The sequence below is a fragment of the Nocardia sp. NPDC057455 genome, assembly GCF_042802775.1.
In the GTDB taxonomy this organism is placed as follows: Bacteria; Actinomycetota; Actinomycetes; order Mycobacteriales; family Mycobacteriaceae; genus Nocardia.
On the sequence record NZ_JBHVDM010000025.1, the window covers coordinates 26090 to 42862 of the forward strand.

A 16773-nucleotide genomic window follows, 5' to 3' on the forward strand; every position below is an offset into this window, starting at 1 on the left:
TGCCTGCCGCCGTAGTGCCGCAACACGGCGGGTCCAAGGCAGCCCGGCCGCGCATTCTCGCCTGGTCTTCGCACGAGCTGGTACATGACGATGCACACGTTTCCCAGGCGGGCGGAGGCGGGCTAGCGTCGGGCTCATGGCACGACGTACAACGACGTACACACAATTCATCGCGTTGCCTGCCGAACGAATCTGGCATGTGCTCGCCGATCCGACGCGATGGCCGGAATGGAATCCGGGCATCACGGCTGTGCGGCTGGACGGGCCGGTCGCGGTGGGCGGTACGGGAACCTATGTGCCGCGTGGGCAGGCGCACAGAGCATTACACGGGCGCACCGTGTTGCCGTTCATCGTGGCCGCCGTGCGGCCGGAGCGGGAGCTGCGCATCGAGCAGCCCGAGCCGCTCGGGCGGATGCGACTGTCCTGGACGCTGACGCCGCGCGACGGCGGCACCGAGTTGTCCCAGCAGTCGACCTTCCTCGGCGCTTCGGCCGGTGTGGCCCGCAGGCTCGCCGCCTCGTTCCTGGAATCCGATGTGCGCGTGTGCTTTGCGCGCTTGGCCCGCGCGGCCGGGCTGGAGCCCGCGCCCGACGCGCTCACGGTGGTCATCCCGGGCGGCACCGGCGGACTCGGCAGGCACGTCGCCGCCGACCTGACCTGTCGCGGGCATCGCGCGACCATCCTCACCCGCCACACCGACCCCGCGCTGCCGTTCGACCAAGTGCAATGGGACGGCGTAACCGTCGGCGCATGGGTTGCGGCACTGCGGAATCCGGGCCGGACCGCGATCGTCAACCTCGCCGGAAAGCTGGTCGACTGCCGCCCGACGCCACAGAACATCGCCGAACTGCGCGACAGCCGAGTGGATTCCACCCGCGCGCTGGTCGCCGCCGCCGCGACATTCGACGCGCCGATCGACTACTGGGTGCAGGCGAGCACCACCGCGATCTGGTCCGACGCGGGCGAAATTCGTTGTACCGAAAGCACTCCCCTGCCGGACGGGCTACCGCAGATGACCGGGGTCGCCGAGCCGTGGGAGCGCGCTTTCGACCCGGCCCGCGCCACGCACTGGACCATTCTGCGCACCTCGATCGTGCTCGACCCGCAAGCACCCGCCCTGAAACGGCTCGCCCAGCTCACCAAGGCCGGTCTCGGCGGACGGGTCGGCTCCGGCGATCAGTGGTTCAGCTGGATCCACATCGAGGACTGGCTGGCGATCGTGCGTGCCGCACTCGGGCTCGACCGCGCTGTCGAACTGCCGAACGGAATCCTGGTGGCCGCCACCGATACTCCGGTCCGCAACCGTGACCTGATGCGCGTCCTGCGCAAACGCCTGCACCGGCCACCGGCGCCCCCGACACCGAAGCTGTTGCTCTCGCTCGGTGCGATCCTCCTGCGCTCCGACCCCGCTCTGGGCCTCACCGGCCGCCACGCCACCTCGGAGGTGCTGAAGGACGCGGGCTTCACCTTCCGCTATCCCACCCTCGACAAGGCGTTAGCAGCCTTGCTACCCCACTGAACGTTCGATCGGGGAGGAATTTCAGGGGCCATCGAAGCCCGTCGAAATTGCCCGACGCTGATTCGAGCGGAGTCCGATCAACACTCGGCGTGCGCTGTCACACTGCCGTGCCGACAAACAATTCCGGCGCGACCTTCCGCACCTTCCGCAACACTGTCGACGCGCGTTCCGAGGATACGGCGGACAGAACGGGCAACGCGGAACGCCATAGCTTCGCCGCGTCCTCATGCCGTCCGAGATGCCACCGGATCAGCCCCGTCTCGGCGGCCGAAAGCGCATGAATTCTGGTGTGCGTTATCGGATTCCACATCGAATGCGACAGGTACAGGTATCTCTCCGCTTCACCGTGGTCACCCAGGGCGGCAAATGCTTTCGACGTCTGCCGGGCTACGCTCGCTTTGTTCGGGCACCAGAGCGCGGCCCACCGAGGTAATTCTGTGGTGATTTCTGTGTCTATCCATGGTTCTGCTTTCCGCAGAGTGTCCCGCGCTGCCCGATGCTGCCCCGTTTCTGCATAGCAGCGCGCCAGACCGACCAGGAACAAGGACATGGTGTCCGGACCTACTTTGTCACGGGCCGCCGCCACTCCGCGTTCGGCAAGTTCGGCGGCGTGCTGTGGCTGGCGGACGTCGGTCGCGTGTAGTCCGAGAATGCGGAAGCAGAAACCGTCCTGTCCCGGCACACCGGATTCCTCCGCGAGCCGCAATGCCGAGAGGAAATAGCGTTGCGCGATGCCGTCCTCTTCGGCGTCGTGCGCCTTGAAACCCGCCAAGTAGGCCAGCTCGGCGGCGGCGCTGAACGCGGCGGAACGGACCGTTGAATCGGCGAATCGCGACCGCAGCAGTGACGCGACATCCGTACTCAGGAATTCGGCGACAGCGGTCCGGCCGATGCCACCGCCCTTGACTTCGTCCAAACGTAGAAAGGCGTCGGTAATTCCCTGTACAGCGCGAACTTCCGCCATATCGACGCGCGCCGAGTCGTCGACTCGGGCCAGCCGGGCCATATCCGACTGCGATACCAGCGCGGTCGCGGAAAGGGCGGCGCTGTAGACGGACGTGCGCAGGAACGATCGGCGGTCGACGTCCGCTCTGCCCAACATACTGACCAGTGTGACAGGATCGCAGGTCATTTCACCGCACGTGCGCAGGTAGGCCGCGACCACATCGGCCGAGGCGACGCGGGTCCCCGTCTCGACATGGCCCAGATAGCTGCGCGAGAACGGTATCCGCGCCGCCAACTCGGCCAGCGACAGTCCCGCCGCCTGCCTGGCGGCTCGCAGCCGTTCCCCGATGTCAGAAGGTAACCCCCCGTCCGTCCCCATGCGTGGATCGTAGGTGCATCCGTAGACGCGCTGTAGCCGTTTCCCCAGTCCGCGACGGTATTTTTCGCGCCACGCTTGCAGCCGCACCCACCCGGCGGGCGCGTCTGTTCCGTCCGGGACGGACGCACCGCCTGCCGTGAGCGGCACGCGGTGACATCACCCCGCCGGGTGGCGTGCACCCGAATGACAATCGAGCACAGCAGGGGTGAGACGCGATGGGGTTCAGTTGGTGGCGAGATGCCGAGCAGGACGACATGTCAGCGCAAGCGATCATCGACCGCGTAGCCGCCGAGTGGCGCGCCGAGCGCGAACGCGAGCGAATACGCGCCGGACAGCCCGACCCCGGACTGTGGCCGACCGGCTGGCCGCATGAAGCTCCGGACAACCCGCTCGGCATTCCCGAAGCGCACCGGATCATGCAGCAGCACAGGGCATGCCGCGCCGATCAATGCCCGCGTAAGGCGGCGGCCCGGCAGACGCTCATCGATGCCGGGCGCATGAAGCCGGACACCGCACGGGAGCCGCGCTGACGTTTGCCACGGCAGCCCGGTACCGAGACGGCGCTGCCCATCGCGCGTTCTTGGACGCTCGAGCGGCGATTTTCGCTGGTATTCGATGCTTATCGGCCAGGAAAAGTCCGGTGCGCGTCATCCGAGGACGGCGGTGAGATCGAGGCGTGTGAGCCGGTCGTGGTCGGACAGGATGTCGATGGCGGTGATGCGGTCGTGGGTGACGCCGAAGCTGATGATGGAGAACGGGTTGCCGTCCAGCGTGTTGACCAAACCGGGGCCGCCGTTGACGAGGGCGGGATGGATGGTGCAGAGGGTGGCCATGCGCTGGAAGGTTTCGGCTTGGCCCGCGACGGCGGTCGCGCCGCGGATCACGCGCATCGCCGCACCGGCATCGGCGCGGAGCACTACGTCGGGGTCGAGCAGGCGCAGGAGTTCGTCGAAGTCGCCGCCGCGGGCGGCGGTGAGGAAGGCGTCGACGACGCGGCGTCGACCGGCCAGGTCCGGATCCGGGCCCGGGGTCGCCCCCTGGACTCGGCGGCGGGCTCGGCTGGCCAGTTTCTTGGCGGTCAGCGGCGTGCGGTCCACGATGGGTGCGATCTGCTCGTAGGGCAGGGCGAACATGTCGTGCAGGACGAAGGCGAGTCGTTCGGCGGGGCTCAGGGATTCCAGCACGACCAGCAGGGCCAGGCCTACCGCGTCGGCGAGCAGCGCTTCGTGTTCCGGGTCCGGTGTGGTCTCGCTGGTGATCACCGGGTCGGGTAGGTGCTCGGCTTCCAGGGGTTCTTCGTGGCGGGTCTTTCGGGTGCGCAGCATGTCCAGGCAGACCCGTCCGACGACGGTGGTCAGCCAGCCGCCGAGGTTGCCGACGTCGCTGGTGTCGGTGCGGGCCAGGCGTAGCCACGCCTCCTGCACCGCGTCATCGGCGTCGGTGAGCGAGCCGAGTATCCGGTAGGCGACCGCTCGCAGGTGGGTGCGGTGTGCCTCGAATCGGTCGGCCAAGAACTGCTTATCGTGCACGGGGTCCTCCTCGGTTTTCCTCCCGCATCGATGACGCGCCTGCGACGGGAAACGTGACCCTCTACCTCCGCCGGTCGGCTGGGTGCCGTCCGGACCCGGTGTCCTGATCGCCCGTCCGACTCGTGCGCCGTTGGCGGTGCGAACGACTCGTCGACGTTCGGACCAGCGGTTTTCGGTGTCGCGGTTACGTTTTCCCGCCGCCGTCCGTCAGTGCAGCAGACACGATCCGCAGCGGCCGGTCAGCTCTCGAGCGGGCGGGACTGCTGTCGAAGGGAACATCACTATGAAGATCGAAATACACGGCACCGTCGCCGAAGGATTCGAACACGTACGCGACGAGTTCGCCGACGTCGTCACCGAGGAGAACGGGGAATCCGGCGCGCAACTCGCCGCCTTCCTCCGTGGCCGCCAGGTGGTGGACCTGTGGGCGGGAACGGAAGTCACCGCCACCACGCTGACCGGCCTGCATTCCACGACCAAGGGCGCCGCCGGCCTGGTGGTGGCGCTGCTGATCCAGGACGGCGCTCTCGATCTCGACCGGTCGGTCGCCCACTACTGGCCGCGGTTCGCCGCGGCGGGCAAGGAGCGCATCACCGTGCGGGACGTGCTCGTGCACCGATCCGGGATCGTCGGGGTCGACGGTGGTTTCACTATCGCCGAACTCGCTGACGAGCAGGTCATCGCCGAACGGCTGGTGGGGCAACGGCCCTTCTTCGAACCGGGCGCGGTGCACGGTTACGGCGGTTTCGTCACCTACGCCATCGTCGGTGAGGTGGTGCGCGCGGTGACCGGTAGCACCATCCAGGAGCTGTTCGAACAACGTATCCGCGCCCCGTACGGGCTGGATGTCTACCTCGGTCTGCCCGCCGAACTCGACCACCGATACCTGCCGATCCTGCCGTGGCGAGCCAGCCCGGAGATGGAAGCGGCCTTCGCCGGCAACTCGCCCGCTCCACACGGCATCGCGGGTATCTCCTACAACCTCAACGCACGCGGGTTCACCGCCTCCGACGTCATGGCACTGCCCAATGACACCACCCTGCGCCGCCTCGGCCAAGGCTCGGCCGGTGGCGTCGGCAGCGCGAACGGCGTGGCAGCGATGTATGCGGCGGCCACCACCGGCATCGACGGCCGGGATCCGCTGCTGTCTCTGGGAACCATCGCCACCATCTCCGCCGTGCACTCCAGCGGCCCGGACCTGGTGCGGGGCGACCGCGCCCCCTACACGCTGGGGTTCGAAGCCAAGAGCCTGCTGTATCCGTTCCTCGGCGCGCACGCCTTCGGGCACACCGGCTCCGCGGGCTCCGACGGGTTCGCCGACCCGCACAGCGGTCTGGCCTACGGCTACACCCGCCGCCGCGCCGCCTTCGCGTTCAACGCGCCCGAGAACGCACGGCTCGCCGCCGCCATCCACCGCGCCGCGATCACCACCGATTTCGCGGCCGCCGCCTGACCCACAGCCTGACCTCTGCACACAGGAGCGACACATCATGTCCACTCGCACCACCTCGCTGATCCGTTCCCGCGGCGTGCGACTCGCGCGCTGGGTTCCCGTGGCCGCCGTACTGGCCGAAACCGCGGTCGGCGCCTATTGGGATCTCGCCCGGATCTCCTATGTCCGCGACTCCTTCGACCACCTCGGCTACCCCATGTACTTCGCCACCATCCTCGGCGTCGCCAAAACCGCCGCCCTCGCCACGATCCTCACTCCCGGCCACCCCCGCACCACGGAATGGGCCTACGCCGGACTGGTCTTCGTCTACGGCGGCGCCGCCACATCACATATGGCCGCAGGCGACGGCCCCGATAAATGGGCCATGCCCCTGTTCTTCGCCGCCGCCACCTTTGCCGCCCGCGCCTGGCTGCCCCGAGGCGGCTCCACCACTGCCGCCCTGCGCGCACTCGGTGGCTCCCTCCGCCGACCGCAGTACGCCTGACCCACACCGACCCGAGATTCACCACACGAGATAGGAAAACCACAACGATGAACGCGAACACCACCACCCAGCAGCGCAGCGGTTCCCGTCTGCCCAACCCCCAGCAGCTCGTTCCCGCACTCGGCGAGGTCGGCGCGGCGCTGCTCGAGGCCACCGGCAACGGGGCGATCGCACCGGTCACGATCAGCCTGGTCCAGCTGCGCGCCGGTCAGATCGTCGGCAGCACCTACCTCGCCCTCCTGCACACGGGAAACCTGCGCACCGCCGGTGAATCAGAGGAACGGATCGCCGCGGTCGCGACCTGGCGTGACGCTCCGTATTTCACCGAACCCGAACGCGCCGCACTCACCTTGGTCGAGGCTGTCCTGCAACCGGCGTCGCAGGGAGAGCGGGTACCCGAGGAACTCTTCGCACGCGTGTCCGAGCACTACGACCACACTGCCCTGTCCACCCTCGCGATAGCCATCGGTCAAGTGAACTTCTTCATCCCGCTGGCCCTCATCGGCAAACCGCTGCCCGGCCGCCCGCCCGCCGAACAGTGGACCCCCGTGTCGGCTTGACAATTCGGCCGCGCCGGAATCACCCGGCGGTGCCCGGTCGCATGGCTTTGAGAAAAGCCTCGACCAGGGCATCGGCGTATTCGAGGGTGAGCGGACCGGACCGGAGCAGCCAGCGCTGATAGACAGGCGCGTACAGCAGTTCGAGTGCCAGGTCGAGATCGGCATCGGCGGCGAGCTGACCGGCTCGCTGTGCGCTACGCAGCCGCTCCTTCTTGGCCTCGTCCACGGGCCCGGCCAGTTTGGCGTGGTATTGGGCGGCCAAGGCGGGATCGCTGATGATCTCGGTGTTGAGCGCGCGGATCGGGTTCTCGAACGCGGGGTCGGCGAATTCGGCCACCGTAGCCCGCATGACCACCTTGAGATCGGCCTCCAGATCGCCGGTGTCGGGCAGCGCCATGCTCTGCTCCGGCCCGCTCTCGCTCAGCACCAGGAAGGCATCCAGGACCACCGCGCCCTTGGAGGGCCACCAGCGGTAGATGGTCTGTTTACCCACGCCTGCCCTGGACGCGATGGCCTCGATGGACAGCTTGGCGTACCCCAACTCCGCGATCAACTCGCGAGTCGCGGTGAGGATGGCCTGCCGGGAGCGCTCGCTGCGGCGGGCGGGATCGGGCGATTTGACCATGCCCGGATACTAACACAGCAATGAGACGAGACGGTCCGTCTTGACAGTGACATAGACGAGACGTATCGTCTTGCATTGTCATAACCGATCGAGCAAGAGGAGGTGGAGCCGATGACCCGGGTATGGCTCATCACAGGTGCGTCACGAGGACTGGGCCGGGCATTCGCGGAGGCTGCGCTACAGGCGGGCGATCGGGTGATCGGGGCCGCGCGCAACGTCGAGCCTCTCGCCGACCTCGCCCGGCGGTACCCCGACCACCTGGTGCGGCTGCCGCTCGACGTCACAGACCGCGCCGCCGTCTTCGCGGCCGCGGAGCAGGCGTGCGCGGCCTTCGGCAGGCTCGACATCGTGGTCAACAACGCCGGCGCGATGCTCTTGGGCATGGTGGAGGAGGCGAGCGAGGAGCAGATCAGAGCCCACTTCGACGTCAACCTGTTCGGCGCCGTATGGGTGACCCAAGCCGTGCTGCCGTACCTGCGCGCACAGGGCGGCGGGCGCATCCTTCAGGTCACCACGATGGGTACCGGCGGCGGTTTCCCGATGGTCGGCCTGTACGCGGCCGGCAAGTCGGCGCTCGACTCCGTGAGCGAGGCCGTGGCGATGGAAGCCGAACAGTTCGGCGTCAAACTCACCATCGTCCAGATGGGCGGCTACGACACCGGCCTGTTCACCACGGGCACCACGACGACCACAGCGGACCCGCACTACCAGCAACTCCGCGACAAACTGACCGAGATGTGGGGCGACGAAGCCGGCCCCGCGCCGGACACCGCCGCTCCCGTGATCATGGAACTGGTGGACCTGCCGGACCCGCCACGGCGACTCATCGTGGGCTCCGGGTCCTTCGACATAGTCCAGCAGGATCTGCAGGACCGCGCGGCGAACTATCGCGCCTGGGAACACCTCAGCCGCAAAGTGCCCGGATGACGATCACACAGGACGAACAGCGTGGCGAGCCGAACGCCCCGGCGCTCGGAAGCAGGCGGCGCATCAGGCGTCATTGATCAGCGGTGTTCGACATACGGCGGATTACACCCGTCGACCTGAGCAAGACCGCAGCCGAGATCGACGTCACCCGCATCGCGTGACCGTCGTCGCCGGCGTGGGTGGCGTCGTCGCGCTGGTCATCGCCTACCGCCGCCAGCGCGACCTCGAGCAGAGCCGGTTCGTCGTTGGTGCGACCTTCAGCGGCGACGTCTCGTTCCACGATGCGACCTTCACCTGCGATGCCGAACGACGGTGATGTTGCTTGCGCCCGGACCAGGAGCGCGGATCACATGGTCGCAAGCAACGTGGCGATCAGTTCCTCACTCGAGCGGGCACATTGGTCCAGCCCGCGACGCTGGTTTGCGTCGCTCTCCGCAGACCCGCACGATCCAGCTCGTAATCGGGCATGAAATCGAGCATCACGTCCAGGGCGATCCGGCCTTCCAACCGCGCCAGGGCAGCGCCGAGACAACTGTGGATGCCGTAGCCGAAGCCGAGGTTGTGGCCGGAGTGCGGTCGGTCGATGTCGAAGCGGTCCGCGTCGGGGAATGCCCGTTCGTCGCGATTCGCGGAGGCCAGCAACATGAGTACGGGGCTGTGGGTGGGGATGGTTTGTCCGTGTAGACGCACTTCGCGCTGGGTGTAGCGCAAGTCGTATTGCACAGGCCCCTGGTAGCGCAGCAGTTCCTCGAAGGCGCCGGGGATCTTGGATCGGTTCGCGCGCAGGTCCTGCCACTGCTCGGGGTGGTCGGCGAAGATCACCGCGGCGTTGCCCAAGAGTTTTGCGACGGTCTCGGCTCCGGCGCCGGCCAGCAGTGAGGCGAAGCCGAGGATCTCGCGATCGGTGAGCCGGGTGGGTGTGCCGTCTTCGCGCTCCACCTCCACCTGGGTGAGGCGGCTGATCATGTCCTCTCGGGGGTGGGCCCGGCGTTCCAGGATGAGCTGGTGATAGAAATTCGCGGTCGCCTCCAGCGCCAGGCGCGCTTCCGGTGTCGGCCCGGCATATCCGGTCTTGCGTTCCATCGGCGCTGCCAGCCACCGGCGCAACTGCTGCCGGTGTTCGGGGGGAACGCCGAGCATCGTGGTGATGACTTCGATCGGGAATAGTGCCGAGAAGTCCTCGACCAGGTCGAACCGATCCGGATCGAGCTGTTCGGCGAAGCGGTGGACGGTTTCGCGGACCATCGGCTCCAGTCCGGCGATGGCGCGCGGGGTGAAGACCTTGCTCACCAGTTTGCGCATCCGGGTGTGGCCGGGCGGGTCCATCATGATGATCATCGGTATCGCCTCGTCCGGAGGATCGGGATCGAGAACCATCTCGAGCGTGATGCCCCGCGCCGACGAATACGTCTGGAAGTCCTTCATCGCCGGTGCGACGTCTTCGTAGCGCGACAACGCCCAGAAGCCGTACGCCGGGTTGTGGTAGACGGGGGCGTCGTCGCGCAGCCGTCGGAAGGTCCGATCCGGGTCGGTAAGGAAATTTTCGGAATAAGGGTCGAAATCGATCGTGTCGTCCGGGACAAGCGTGTCTGTCATCGGTATCTCTACTGTTCCGGGAAGGGTCCGTGACGCACCGAGTCACCAGCCGGATGCCGGGATCGGTTGCGGGAGCGGATGTTTCGAGTGCCAGAAGCTCCGGTACGATCTGATGTTACAGTTTTTACGATACTTGTAAAGGATGTAAATGGATTCGGATGCCGCGCTCAGCTCGGACACGACCACCCGAACGCGGATCCTGCGGGCGACCTTCGAGGTGCTCGGCCGCCGAGGGCACAGCAAGCTGAGCCTGTCGGATGTCGCCGCCCAGGCCAAGGTGTCGCGGCCGACGCTGTATCGCTTGTTCTCCTCGAAAGAGGAACTGCTCGCCGCATTCGGCGCCTACGAACAGCGCAACATCGAGGACGGGCTGCGGGCCGCCACCGTGGGACGGACCGGCCGCGACCGGCTGGACGCCGTCCTACGATTCATCGTCGAGTTCCAGGATTCGTATTCGCTGAGCCATCTGGTCGATGTCGAACCCGATCACGTGCTGACGCAGATCGCGCGGGTGCTGCCGATCATGCGCGGGCTCATTCAGCCGATGGTCGAGGGCGACGACGCGGAGATCGTCGCGGCCACGATCGTGCGACTGGCGGTGTCGCACTACCTCGTCGCCGGCGATGACAAGGCGGCTTTCCTCGCGCAGCTACGACATGCGGCGGGAATCGACGCGGCCGACCGGCCGGAGCCACGGCCCCGTCGATGAGGTCGGCTGCGCGTTTCAGGGCTTGGGCTTGCGCTTCCAGACGAGGAGCATGGAGTCACCGGCGGGTTCTCGTGGCAGGAAGATGGCGATGGCACCCGCGACGATCAGCGAAGCCGAAACCGTCACGTAGGACGCGAGTTGGAAACCCTCCATGGACGCGGCTTTCATCGCGTAGATCAGATCGGCCTTCTGCTGGGCGAAGGCCGGGTTGGTGGGACGCTTGGCCATTTCGAGTACAGCGATGACGCTCTCGCGGGCGAAACTCTTCTCGTTCGAGGTCATCAGGAAGTCCGGGATGGCATCGATGCGCGGCCCGACCTTCGTTGTGTACACCGACGCCACGATCGATCCCAGTACCGCGACGCCAAGAGTTCCGCCCGCCTCGCGAGTGGTGTCGTTGACCGCCGAACCGGCTCCCGCCTCATCGAGAGCCACCGAGGACATGATCGATTCGGTCGCGGGGCCCTGCACGATCGCCAGTCCCAAGCCCATCAACACCATCGAGACCAGCACAGGACCCACATACTGGGTCTCCACTTTCACCTGCCCGGCGATGAACATCCCGATACTCATCACCACCAGACCGAAGACGATGACCGCTGTGGTGCCGACCTTCTGGGCGATCAGCGTCGCCAATGGGGCGCCGACGGCGATGGCCGCGGCGAACGGTAGCGAGTGCAGCCCGAACTGCAGCGGTGACAGTTCCATCACCCCTTGGAAGTATTGGGTGATCATGAACAGGAATCCGAACATGGAGAAGTAGCCGACCGCGATAGCCACCGCAGGCAGGGAGAATCGCCGGATCCGGAACAGGTTCATGTTCAGCACGGGCGCGGCAGCGCGCATTTCCCATCGGACGAACAGCGCGAAGCAGACCACGGCGAAGATGAAGCCGGCCAGGGCGGCCGGGGAAAGCCAGCCCTGATGCGGAGCCTCGATGATGGTCCACACCAAGGTGGTGACGCTGAGCAGCGAGAGAGCGATGCCGATGACATCGAGCCTGCCGGTGTGTGCCGCCTTCGACTCCGGAAGCAGTATGCGGGCGAGAACCAGGACGATTGTGGCGACCGGAACGTTGACCCAGAAGACCGAGTGCCAGGAGAAATGCTCGAGTAGCCAGCCGCCGGCGGTGGGCCCGATCGCGATGGCGAAGCCTGCCATCGCCGTCCATGCCGCGATGGCGATCGTCCGTTCCCTTGCGTCGGTGAAGATATTGATGATCAGCGCCAAAGTCGCGGGGAATACGGCGGCGGCGAACACTCCCATAGCGGCGCGGGCGGCAATCACCTGAACCAGGTCGGTCGCCAACGCGCCACCCAGCGACATGACGGCGACGCCGGCCAGTCCGAGCATCATCACCTTGCGTCGCCCGTAGCGATCGCCGAGGTGGCCGAACGCCAGCAGCAAGCCGGCGAAGGCGAGTGTGTAGGCATCGACAACCCACTGCAGCCCACTGAAACTGGCGTGCAACTGCACACCCAGGGACGGCAACGCGACGTTGACGACGGTGTTGTCGAGCACTACGAGCAATTCCGCAACGCAGATGACGACAAGGGCCGGCCACCGCCCCCGCGTGCTCGGGGTTGCGGTGGGCACAGCCCGTGCGGTCGGCTCGGCGACAGATGAGTGGGGCATAGGAAATCGACTCCTCGTCATTGCGATGCGGCCGACTCGGCAAGTGGCTGCCGACCGGGCACGGCGATAGCCACCGCGAACCGGAAGCCACGGGGTGTCGGCGGGCAGCTCGATTCGCGACAGCACCACCTTTGCGGGGATGCCAGGATCAGGCCCCGCGGTGAGCTTCGGCCCGATCCCCTCCGACATGTTGATGTTACTTCGGGTAACGCTAAAGGGAGCGTAGTAGAACGCTTGGTCTATCGCAAGGGAGGCGTCGGGCCCTATTCGAGAAGATCTGGACCTGCGGCTTCATCAAGAAGACTGGATGGTCTACCGTTCGGCTCGTCGCTAGGCTGGATGGCCTGTACCGAGGGGAAGAGGCTCATGGCTGCGGATGCGCGACGGCGCTTGATCGAGAGCTCGATCGAGCTGATCAGACGTCGAGGTGTGGCCGGCACCGGGGTGGCCGATCTGCTCGAACACAGCGGCACCGCACGGCAATCGATCTACAAGCATTTTTCCGGTGGAAAAACCGAGTTGATCGAAGAGTCCGTCCGGACAGCCGGCGCCTGGATCGAGCAGATGATCGAGCAGATGGCCGAGACGCTGTCGTCGCAGGAAATGCTTCAGGCCTTCGTCGAATATTGGAAATGGGTCCTGGTGACGAGCGACTATCAGTCCGGATGCCCGATCGCCGCCGCGGCATACGGCGGAAGCGAAGCACCCGGCGCCCGAGAACTATCCAGCCAGGCATTCCGGCGCTGGGAACATCACCTGGCCGCGAAAGCCGTCGCACAGGGCGTACCAGCCCGGACAGCCCAGGGCCTGGCGACCACGACGATCGCGGCGATCGAGGGCGCGGTCATGATGTCGATCGCAGACCACAGCATCGCACCCCTCAACCGCACGTACGGCCAGCTCCGTGAACTGCTCCAGATCCATCTCGAGGCGCCCTGACCACGCCGCCCATCAGACCGGACGCGGACGGTTGCGAGCAGTCAGCTATGACATCAGCGTCGGTGGACGGTCGCCGCGCCAATCGTGGACGACGCGCGCGCGGCTGACCGGAGACGGCACGCGACGAACATGCCGGACAAGGCGGCACGCGATAGCCGAGGTCGTACCGATCGCCCAGGACGGAGTGAGGTCTCGTCGATGACGGAGAACCGACACGAAATCACGCAGATGTTGTAACTGCGGTCCGCACTCTTCGCCTAGGGTGCCGCCGCGATCGCCAGACCGAGCAACGCGACGACCTTGGCGACCTCCAGGCCGATGTACCAGTAGTGCGCGTGCGAGCGCGGCAGATCCTCGCCTGCCAGCACCCGATCGGCGCGGCGGGACAGCGGCGGGCGCACCGCGAGGATCTGGACGGCCAGCAACACCACAACCACGCCCAGACACAGCCAGGTCGCCGCGCCGGGGCCCACGATCAACACGGCGAGCACCAGCAGCGCGGCGAGCACGGTCTCGGCGATGTTCAGCGCACGGAACACCAAGCGGCCGATGCCGAGCCCCAGCGGCAGCGTGATCCCGGGCGCGCGGAACTTCAGCGGCGCTTCCAGGAACGAGATGGCCAGCACCATGCCGAGCCACAACATGGGCAGAAACCACAGGATGTGCTGCGCGACCGTGTTCATGTCGCGGACCTTACCGGTGGACCGCGTCCGCGCGGCAGAGTCCGATGACCCTGCCGCGCGGACCGGCCCGAGAGCTCAGAGCTTGACCAACGTCCGGCTGTACTGCGGGATCAACCGGATCTTGCCCGCGGTGCCGAAGTCGATGGTCACCGTGGCCAGTGGCCCGAAGCCCTCGGCGGCGATCACCCGGCCGAGACCGTACTTGTCGTCGCTGACCCGATCGCCCACGGCGAGTACCAAATTCGTGTTGTTACGCGTCGCGCCGCCGGGAGCGGGCCTGCGCGGGCCGCGATCGCGCAGACCGGGCCGTGGCTCCGACCACCCGTCACCGCGCGTCCAATCCCGTTCCAGCCCGTCGTCCTCACCGCCGCGCCGCCGCAGCCCCCTCGTTCCGGGCGATCCGGCGGGCTCGAGCCGGCGCCAGTCCATGAGGTGGCCGGGAATCTCCTGCAGGAATCGCGATTCCGGGTTCGACACCGGCTGCCCCCAGCCGGAACGCACCACCGCCCGCGTCAGGTACAAGCGCTGCCGGGCCCTGGTGATGCCGACGTAGGCGAGGCGGCGTTCCTCGGCCAGCTCGGCCGGATCGCCGAGTGCCCGCATGTGCGGGAACTGCCCGTCCTCCCAACCGGTCACGAACACCACCGGGAATTCCAGGCCTTTGGCGGTGTGCAGCGTCATCATCGTGACGACGCCGGAGCCCTCGTCCGGAATCTGGTCGGTGTCCGCCACCAACGACACCCGCTCCAGGAACGCGGCGAGCGAGCCGGGATCCGGCTCGCCTTCGCCCGCCTCCGGCAACAGCCCCTCCTGACGCGCCGCCTCCGCGTTGTTCTGCGCCTCGGAACTGAACTCTCGCGCGACGCTGACCAACTCGTTGAGGTTGTCCAGCCGGGCACCGTCCTGCGGGTCGTCGGAGGCCTCCAGCTCGGCGCGGTAACCCGTGCGCTCGAGCACAGCTTCGACGACATTGCCCACGTCGGGGAAGTCGGACTCCGCTCGTTCGCCCGCGGCCCGGATGTCGTCGAGCAGATCGAGGAAGCCCGCGATGGCACGCTGCGCGCGTGTGTTCAGCAGCGCCACCTTGCCTTCGGCGGCGTCGCGCAGCGCGGCGGCGAAACCGATCCCGCGCTGTTCGGCATGAACCGCCACGCAGGCTTCGGCCCGGTCGCCGATGCCGCGGCGCGGCGTGTTCAGGATGCGGCGCATGCTCACCGCGTCCTCGGGGTTCTCCAGCACCCGCAGGTAGGCGACGATGTCGCGCACCTCTTTGCGCTCGTAGAAGCGGACGCCGCCGACCACCTTGTAGGGCAGGCCCATCCGGATGAAGATCTCTTCCAGCGCACGGGAGTTGTTGTTGGTGCGGTAGAACACGGCGACATCGCCGTAGTTCGCCTCGCCCTGGTCGACGAGCCGGTCGATCTCGCGTGCGACGAACGACGCCTCGTCGTGCTCGTTGTCGGCGACGTAGCCGGTGATCAGATCGCCCTCGCCGGAATCGGTCCACAGCTTCTTCTCGCGCCGGTTCTCGTTGCGCGAGATCACCGCGTTGGCGGCGGAGAGGATGTGCTGGGTGGAGCGATAGTTCTGCTCCAGCAGAATGGTTTCCGCGTCGGGGAAGTCGCGCTCGAACTCCTCGATGTTGCGGATCGTCGCGCCGCGGAAGGCGTAGATGGACTGGTCGGCGTCACCGACCACGCACAGTTCGCTCGGCGGGACCCGATCCTCGGCGCCGTCTTCCACGTGATGGCCGACAAGCTCGCGGACCAGGACGTACTGCGCGTGGTTGGTGTCCTGGTACTCGTCCACCAGCACGTGCCGGAACCGGCGGCGGTAGTACTCGGCGACCTGCGGGTGATGCTGTAGCAGCGCCACCGTCTCGCCGATGAGGTCGTCGAAGTCCAGCGCGTTCGCCGAGCGCAGCCTGCGCTGATATTCGGTGTAGACCCGGGCGACCAGGCCGGGCAGCTCGGTGTCGTCGGATTCCGCGTCGGCGGTGGCGCGGGCCGGATCGATGAGTTCGTTCTTCAGATTCGAGATCGCCGTCGCGAGCAGGCGCGCCGAGTACTTCTTGGTGTCGATGTCGAGGTCGCGGCTGATCATGGTGAGCAGGCGCCGCGAATCGTCCGCGTCGTAGATCGAGAAATTCGAGTTCAGCCCGGGCAGCAGCGCCGCCTGGGTGCGCAGGATGCGGACACAACTGGAGTGGAACGTCGACACCCACATGGTGTTCGCCCGCGGGCCGACCAGTCCGGTCACCCGCTCCCGCATCTCGGCGGCGGCCTTGTTGGTGAACGTGATGGCCAGCACCTGGCCCGGCGTGACGCCGCGCGCGGCCAGCAGGTAGGCGATGCGGCGAGTGAGCACCGCCGTCTTGCCCGAGCCCGCGCCCGCCACGATGAGCAGCGGAGATCCGGTGTGCACGACCGCCGCGCGCTGCTGCGGATTCAGGCCGTCGAGCAGGCGCTCGGCCTCCTCGGCGCGCCGCTGTTCGCGCTCGGCGCGCTGCCGCTCGCGCTCCGCGTCGGTCGGCGGCGCTTCGCCGGCGGTGGCAGGCTGCGACCCCTCCGCCGCCGTACCGCCGGCGAACTGCGGTTTCGATGCCGGATCCGGGTGCACGATCCGACCGGCCTGCGTCTTGGGAGCCACCGTGATGTCCATCGTCCATCCACGCTACCGGCGGCCACCGACAGAGACGAAGCCCCGGGTGAGATCGGTATCGGTTCAGCGCCGGACGGCTGAACGGCGGGTGAACTCCCGCTGATGGGAAGCGCGGACGAAACAACCTGC

At 67.1% G+C, this 16773-nt stretch carries 16 protein-coding genes; 9 read left to right on the forward strand and 7 right to left on the reverse strand.

Annotated features, from left to right (window positions below; all coding sequences use genetic code 11):
* Positions 1 to 136: 136 nt before the first annotated feature.
* A complete protein-coding gene (locus tag ACFU5M_RS13055; protein ID WP_379048438.1) occupies positions 137 to 1519 on the forward strand; it encodes a DUF1731 domain-containing protein in 1383 nt (460 codons plus the stop codon).
* Between the two features lie 97 nt (positions 1520 to 1616).
* On the opposite strand, the gene ACFU5M_RS13060 is transcribed toward ACFU5M_RS13055, so the two are convergent.
* Entirely contained in the window at positions 1617 to 2843 is a 1227-nt protein-coding gene (locus ACFU5M_RS13060) for a multiprotein-bridging factor 1 family protein (protein WP_379048440.1), read from the reverse strand.
* A gap of 215 nt (positions 2844 to 3058) precedes the next feature.
* Between ACFU5M_RS13060 and ACFU5M_RS13065 the strand changes: the two genes are divergently transcribed.
* On the forward strand, positions 3059 to 3373 hold the full coding sequence (locus ACFU5M_RS13065) for a hypothetical protein (RefSeq protein WP_379048442.1): 315 nt from the start codon (positions 3059 to 3061) through the stop codon (positions 3371 to 3373).
* Positions 3374 to 3490: 117 nt separating this feature from the next.
* Here the strand turns inward: ACFU5M_RS13065 and ACFU5M_RS13070 are convergent, their stop codons facing one another.
* Positions 3491 to 4372: a sigma-70 family RNA polymerase sigma factor gene (locus ACFU5M_RS13070; protein ID WP_379048444.1), complete on the reverse strand. Its 882-nt coding sequence runs from the start codon at positions 4370 to 4372 to the stop codon at positions 3491 to 3493.
* Between the two features lie 283 nt (positions 4373 to 4655).
* On the opposite strand from ACFU5M_RS13070, the gene ACFU5M_RS13075 reads away from it, so the two are divergent.
* From ACFU5M_RS13075 to ACFU5M_RS13085, 3 genes are read left to right on the forward strand one after another with little or no spacing between them, the layout of a single operon-like run.
* Positions 4656 to 5825, forward strand: a complete 1170-nt coding sequence (locus tag ACFU5M_RS13075; protein ID WP_379048446.1) for a serine hydrolase domain-containing protein — start codon at positions 4656 to 4658, stop codon at positions 5823 to 5825.
* A 37-nt stretch (positions 5826 to 5862) separates the two neighbouring features.
* The gene (locus tag ACFU5M_RS13080) at positions 5863 to 6309 is read left to right on the forward strand and encodes a DoxX family protein (protein ID WP_379048448.1); all 447 of its coding nucleotides are present in this window, start codon (positions 5863 to 5865) and stop codon (positions 6307 to 6309) included.
* Between the two features lie 47 nt (positions 6310 to 6356).
* Complete coding sequence (locus tag ACFU5M_RS13085; protein WP_379048450.1) at positions 6357 to 6869, forward strand: carboxymuconolactone decarboxylase family protein; 513 nt, start codon at positions 6357 to 6359, stop codon at positions 6867 to 6869.
* A 19-nt stretch (positions 6870 to 6888) separates the two neighbouring features.
* On the opposite strand, the gene ACFU5M_RS13090 is transcribed toward ACFU5M_RS13085, so the two are convergent.
* Positions 6889 to 7494: a TetR/AcrR family transcriptional regulator gene (locus ACFU5M_RS13090; RefSeq protein ID WP_379048452.1), complete on the reverse strand. Its 606-nt coding sequence runs from the start codon at positions 7492 to 7494 to the stop codon at positions 6889 to 6891.
* 111 nt (positions 7495 to 7605) lie between these two features.
* Between ACFU5M_RS13090 and ACFU5M_RS13095 the strand changes: the two genes are divergently transcribed.
* Entirely contained in the window at positions 7606 to 8421 is an 816-nt protein-coding gene (locus tag ACFU5M_RS13095) for an SDR family NAD(P)-dependent oxidoreductase (RefSeq protein ID WP_379048454.1), read from the forward strand.
* A 157-nt stretch (positions 8422 to 8578) separates the two neighbouring features.
* Positions 8579 to 8737, forward strand: coding sequence for a hypothetical protein (locus tag ACFU5M_RS13100; RefSeq protein ID WP_379048456.1), 159 nt, complete (start codon positions 8579 to 8581; stop codon positions 8735 to 8737).
* Between the two features lie 56 nt (positions 8738 to 8793).
* Here the strand turns inward: ACFU5M_RS13100 and ACFU5M_RS13105 are convergent, their stop codons facing one another.
* Entirely contained in the window at positions 8794 to 10017 is a 1224-nt protein-coding gene (locus tag ACFU5M_RS13105) for a cytochrome P450 (protein ID WP_379048458.1), read from the reverse strand.
* Between the two features lie 148 nt (positions 10018 to 10165).
* Between ACFU5M_RS13105 and ACFU5M_RS13110 the strand changes: the two genes are divergently transcribed.
* Positions 10166 to 10726, forward strand: a complete 561-nt coding sequence (locus ACFU5M_RS13110) for a TetR/AcrR family transcriptional regulator (RefSeq protein WP_379048460.1) — start codon at positions 10166 to 10168, stop codon at positions 10724 to 10726.
* A 15-nt stretch (positions 10727 to 10741) separates the two neighbouring features.
* Here the strand turns inward: ACFU5M_RS13110 and ACFU5M_RS13115 are convergent, their stop codons facing one another.
* Positions 10742 to 12361 carry an MFS transporter gene (locus ACFU5M_RS13115; protein WP_379048462.1) on the reverse strand — a complete coding sequence of 540 codons (1620 nt, stop codon included), beginning with the start codon at positions 12359 to 12361 and terminating at the stop codon, positions 10742 to 10744.
* Positions 12362 to 12727: 366 nt separating this feature from the next.
* Here ACFU5M_RS13115 and ACFU5M_RS13120 point away from each other — a divergent pair, with 366 nt between their 5' ends.
* Positions 12728 to 13300, forward strand: coding sequence for a TetR/AcrR family transcriptional regulator (locus ACFU5M_RS13120; RefSeq protein ID WP_379048464.1), 573 nt, complete (start codon positions 12728 to 12730; stop codon positions 13298 to 13300).
* Between the two features lie 257 nt (positions 13301 to 13557).
* Here ACFU5M_RS13120 and ACFU5M_RS13125 read toward each other — a convergent pair whose 3' ends face one another.
* Together ACFU5M_RS13125 and pcrA are read right to left on the reverse strand one after the other, a co-directional pair.
* Positions 13558 to 13983, reverse strand: coding sequence for a hypothetical protein (locus ACFU5M_RS13125; protein WP_379048466.1), 426 nt, complete (start codon positions 13981 to 13983; stop codon positions 13558 to 13560).
* Between the two features lie 75 nt (positions 13984 to 14058).
* Positions 14059 to 16644: a DNA helicase PcrA gene (gene pcrA / locus ACFU5M_RS13130; RefSeq protein ID WP_379048468.1), complete on the reverse strand. Its 2586-nt coding sequence runs from the start codon at positions 16642 to 16644 to the stop codon at positions 14059 to 14061.
* Positions 16645 to 16773 lie beyond the last annotated feature (129 nt).

Bases quoted from the DNA above. Each gene is read 5' to 3' on its own strand.
- ACFU5M_RS13110 (WP_379048460.1), top strand. From the start codon at position 10,166: ATGGATTCGGATGCCGCGCTCAGCTCGGACACGACCACCCGAACGCGG.
- ACFU5M_RS13065 (WP_379048442.1), top strand. From the start codon at position 3,059: ATGGGGTTCAGTTGGTGGCGAGATGCCGAGCAGGACGACATGTCAGCG.
- ACFU5M_RS13060 (WP_379048440.1), bottom strand. From the start codon at position 2,843: ATGGGGACGGACGGGGGGTTACCTTCTGACATCGGGGAACGGCTGCGA.
- ACFU5M_RS13075 (WP_379048446.1), top strand. From the start codon at position 4,656: ATGAAGATCGAAATACACGGCACCGTCGCCGAAGGATTCGAACACGTA.
- ACFU5M_RS13085 (WP_379048450.1), top strand. From the start codon at position 6,357: ATGAACGCGAACACCACCACCCAGCAGCGCAGCGGTTCCCGTCTGCCC.
- ACFU5M_RS13105 (WP_379048458.1), bottom strand. From the start codon at position 10,017: ATGACAGACACGCTTGTCCCGGACGACACGATCGATTTCGACCCTTAT.
- pcrA (WP_379048468.1), bottom strand. From the start codon at position 16,644: ATGGACATCACGGTGGCTCCCAAGACGCAGGCCGGTCGGATCGTGCAC.
- ACFU5M_RS13095 (WP_379048454.1), top strand. From the start codon at position 7,606: ATGACCCGGGTATGGCTCATCACAGGTGCGTCACGAGGACTGGGCCGG.
- ACFU5M_RS13120 (WP_379048464.1), top strand. From the start codon at position 12,728: ATGGCTGCGGATGCGCGACGGCGCTTGATCGAGAGCTCGATCGAGCTG.
- ACFU5M_RS13090 (WP_379048452.1), bottom strand. From the start codon at position 7,494: ATGGTCAAATCGCCCGATCCCGCCCGCCGCAGCGAGCGCTCCCGGCAG.
- ACFU5M_RS13080 (WP_379048448.1), top strand. From the start codon at position 5,863: ATGTCCACTCGCACCACCTCGCTGATCCGTTCCCGCGGCGTGCGACTC.
- ACFU5M_RS13055 (WP_379048438.1), top strand. From the start codon at position 137: ATGGCACGACGTACAACGACGTACACACAATTCATCGCGTTGCCTGCC.
- ACFU5M_RS13115 (WP_379048462.1), bottom strand. From the start codon at position 12,361: ATGCCCCACTCATCTGTCGCCGAGCCGACCGCACGGGCTGTGCCCACC.
- ACFU5M_RS13125 (WP_379048466.1), bottom strand. From the start codon at position 13,983: ATGAACACGGTCGCGCAGCACATCCTGTGGTTTCTGCCCATGTTGTGG.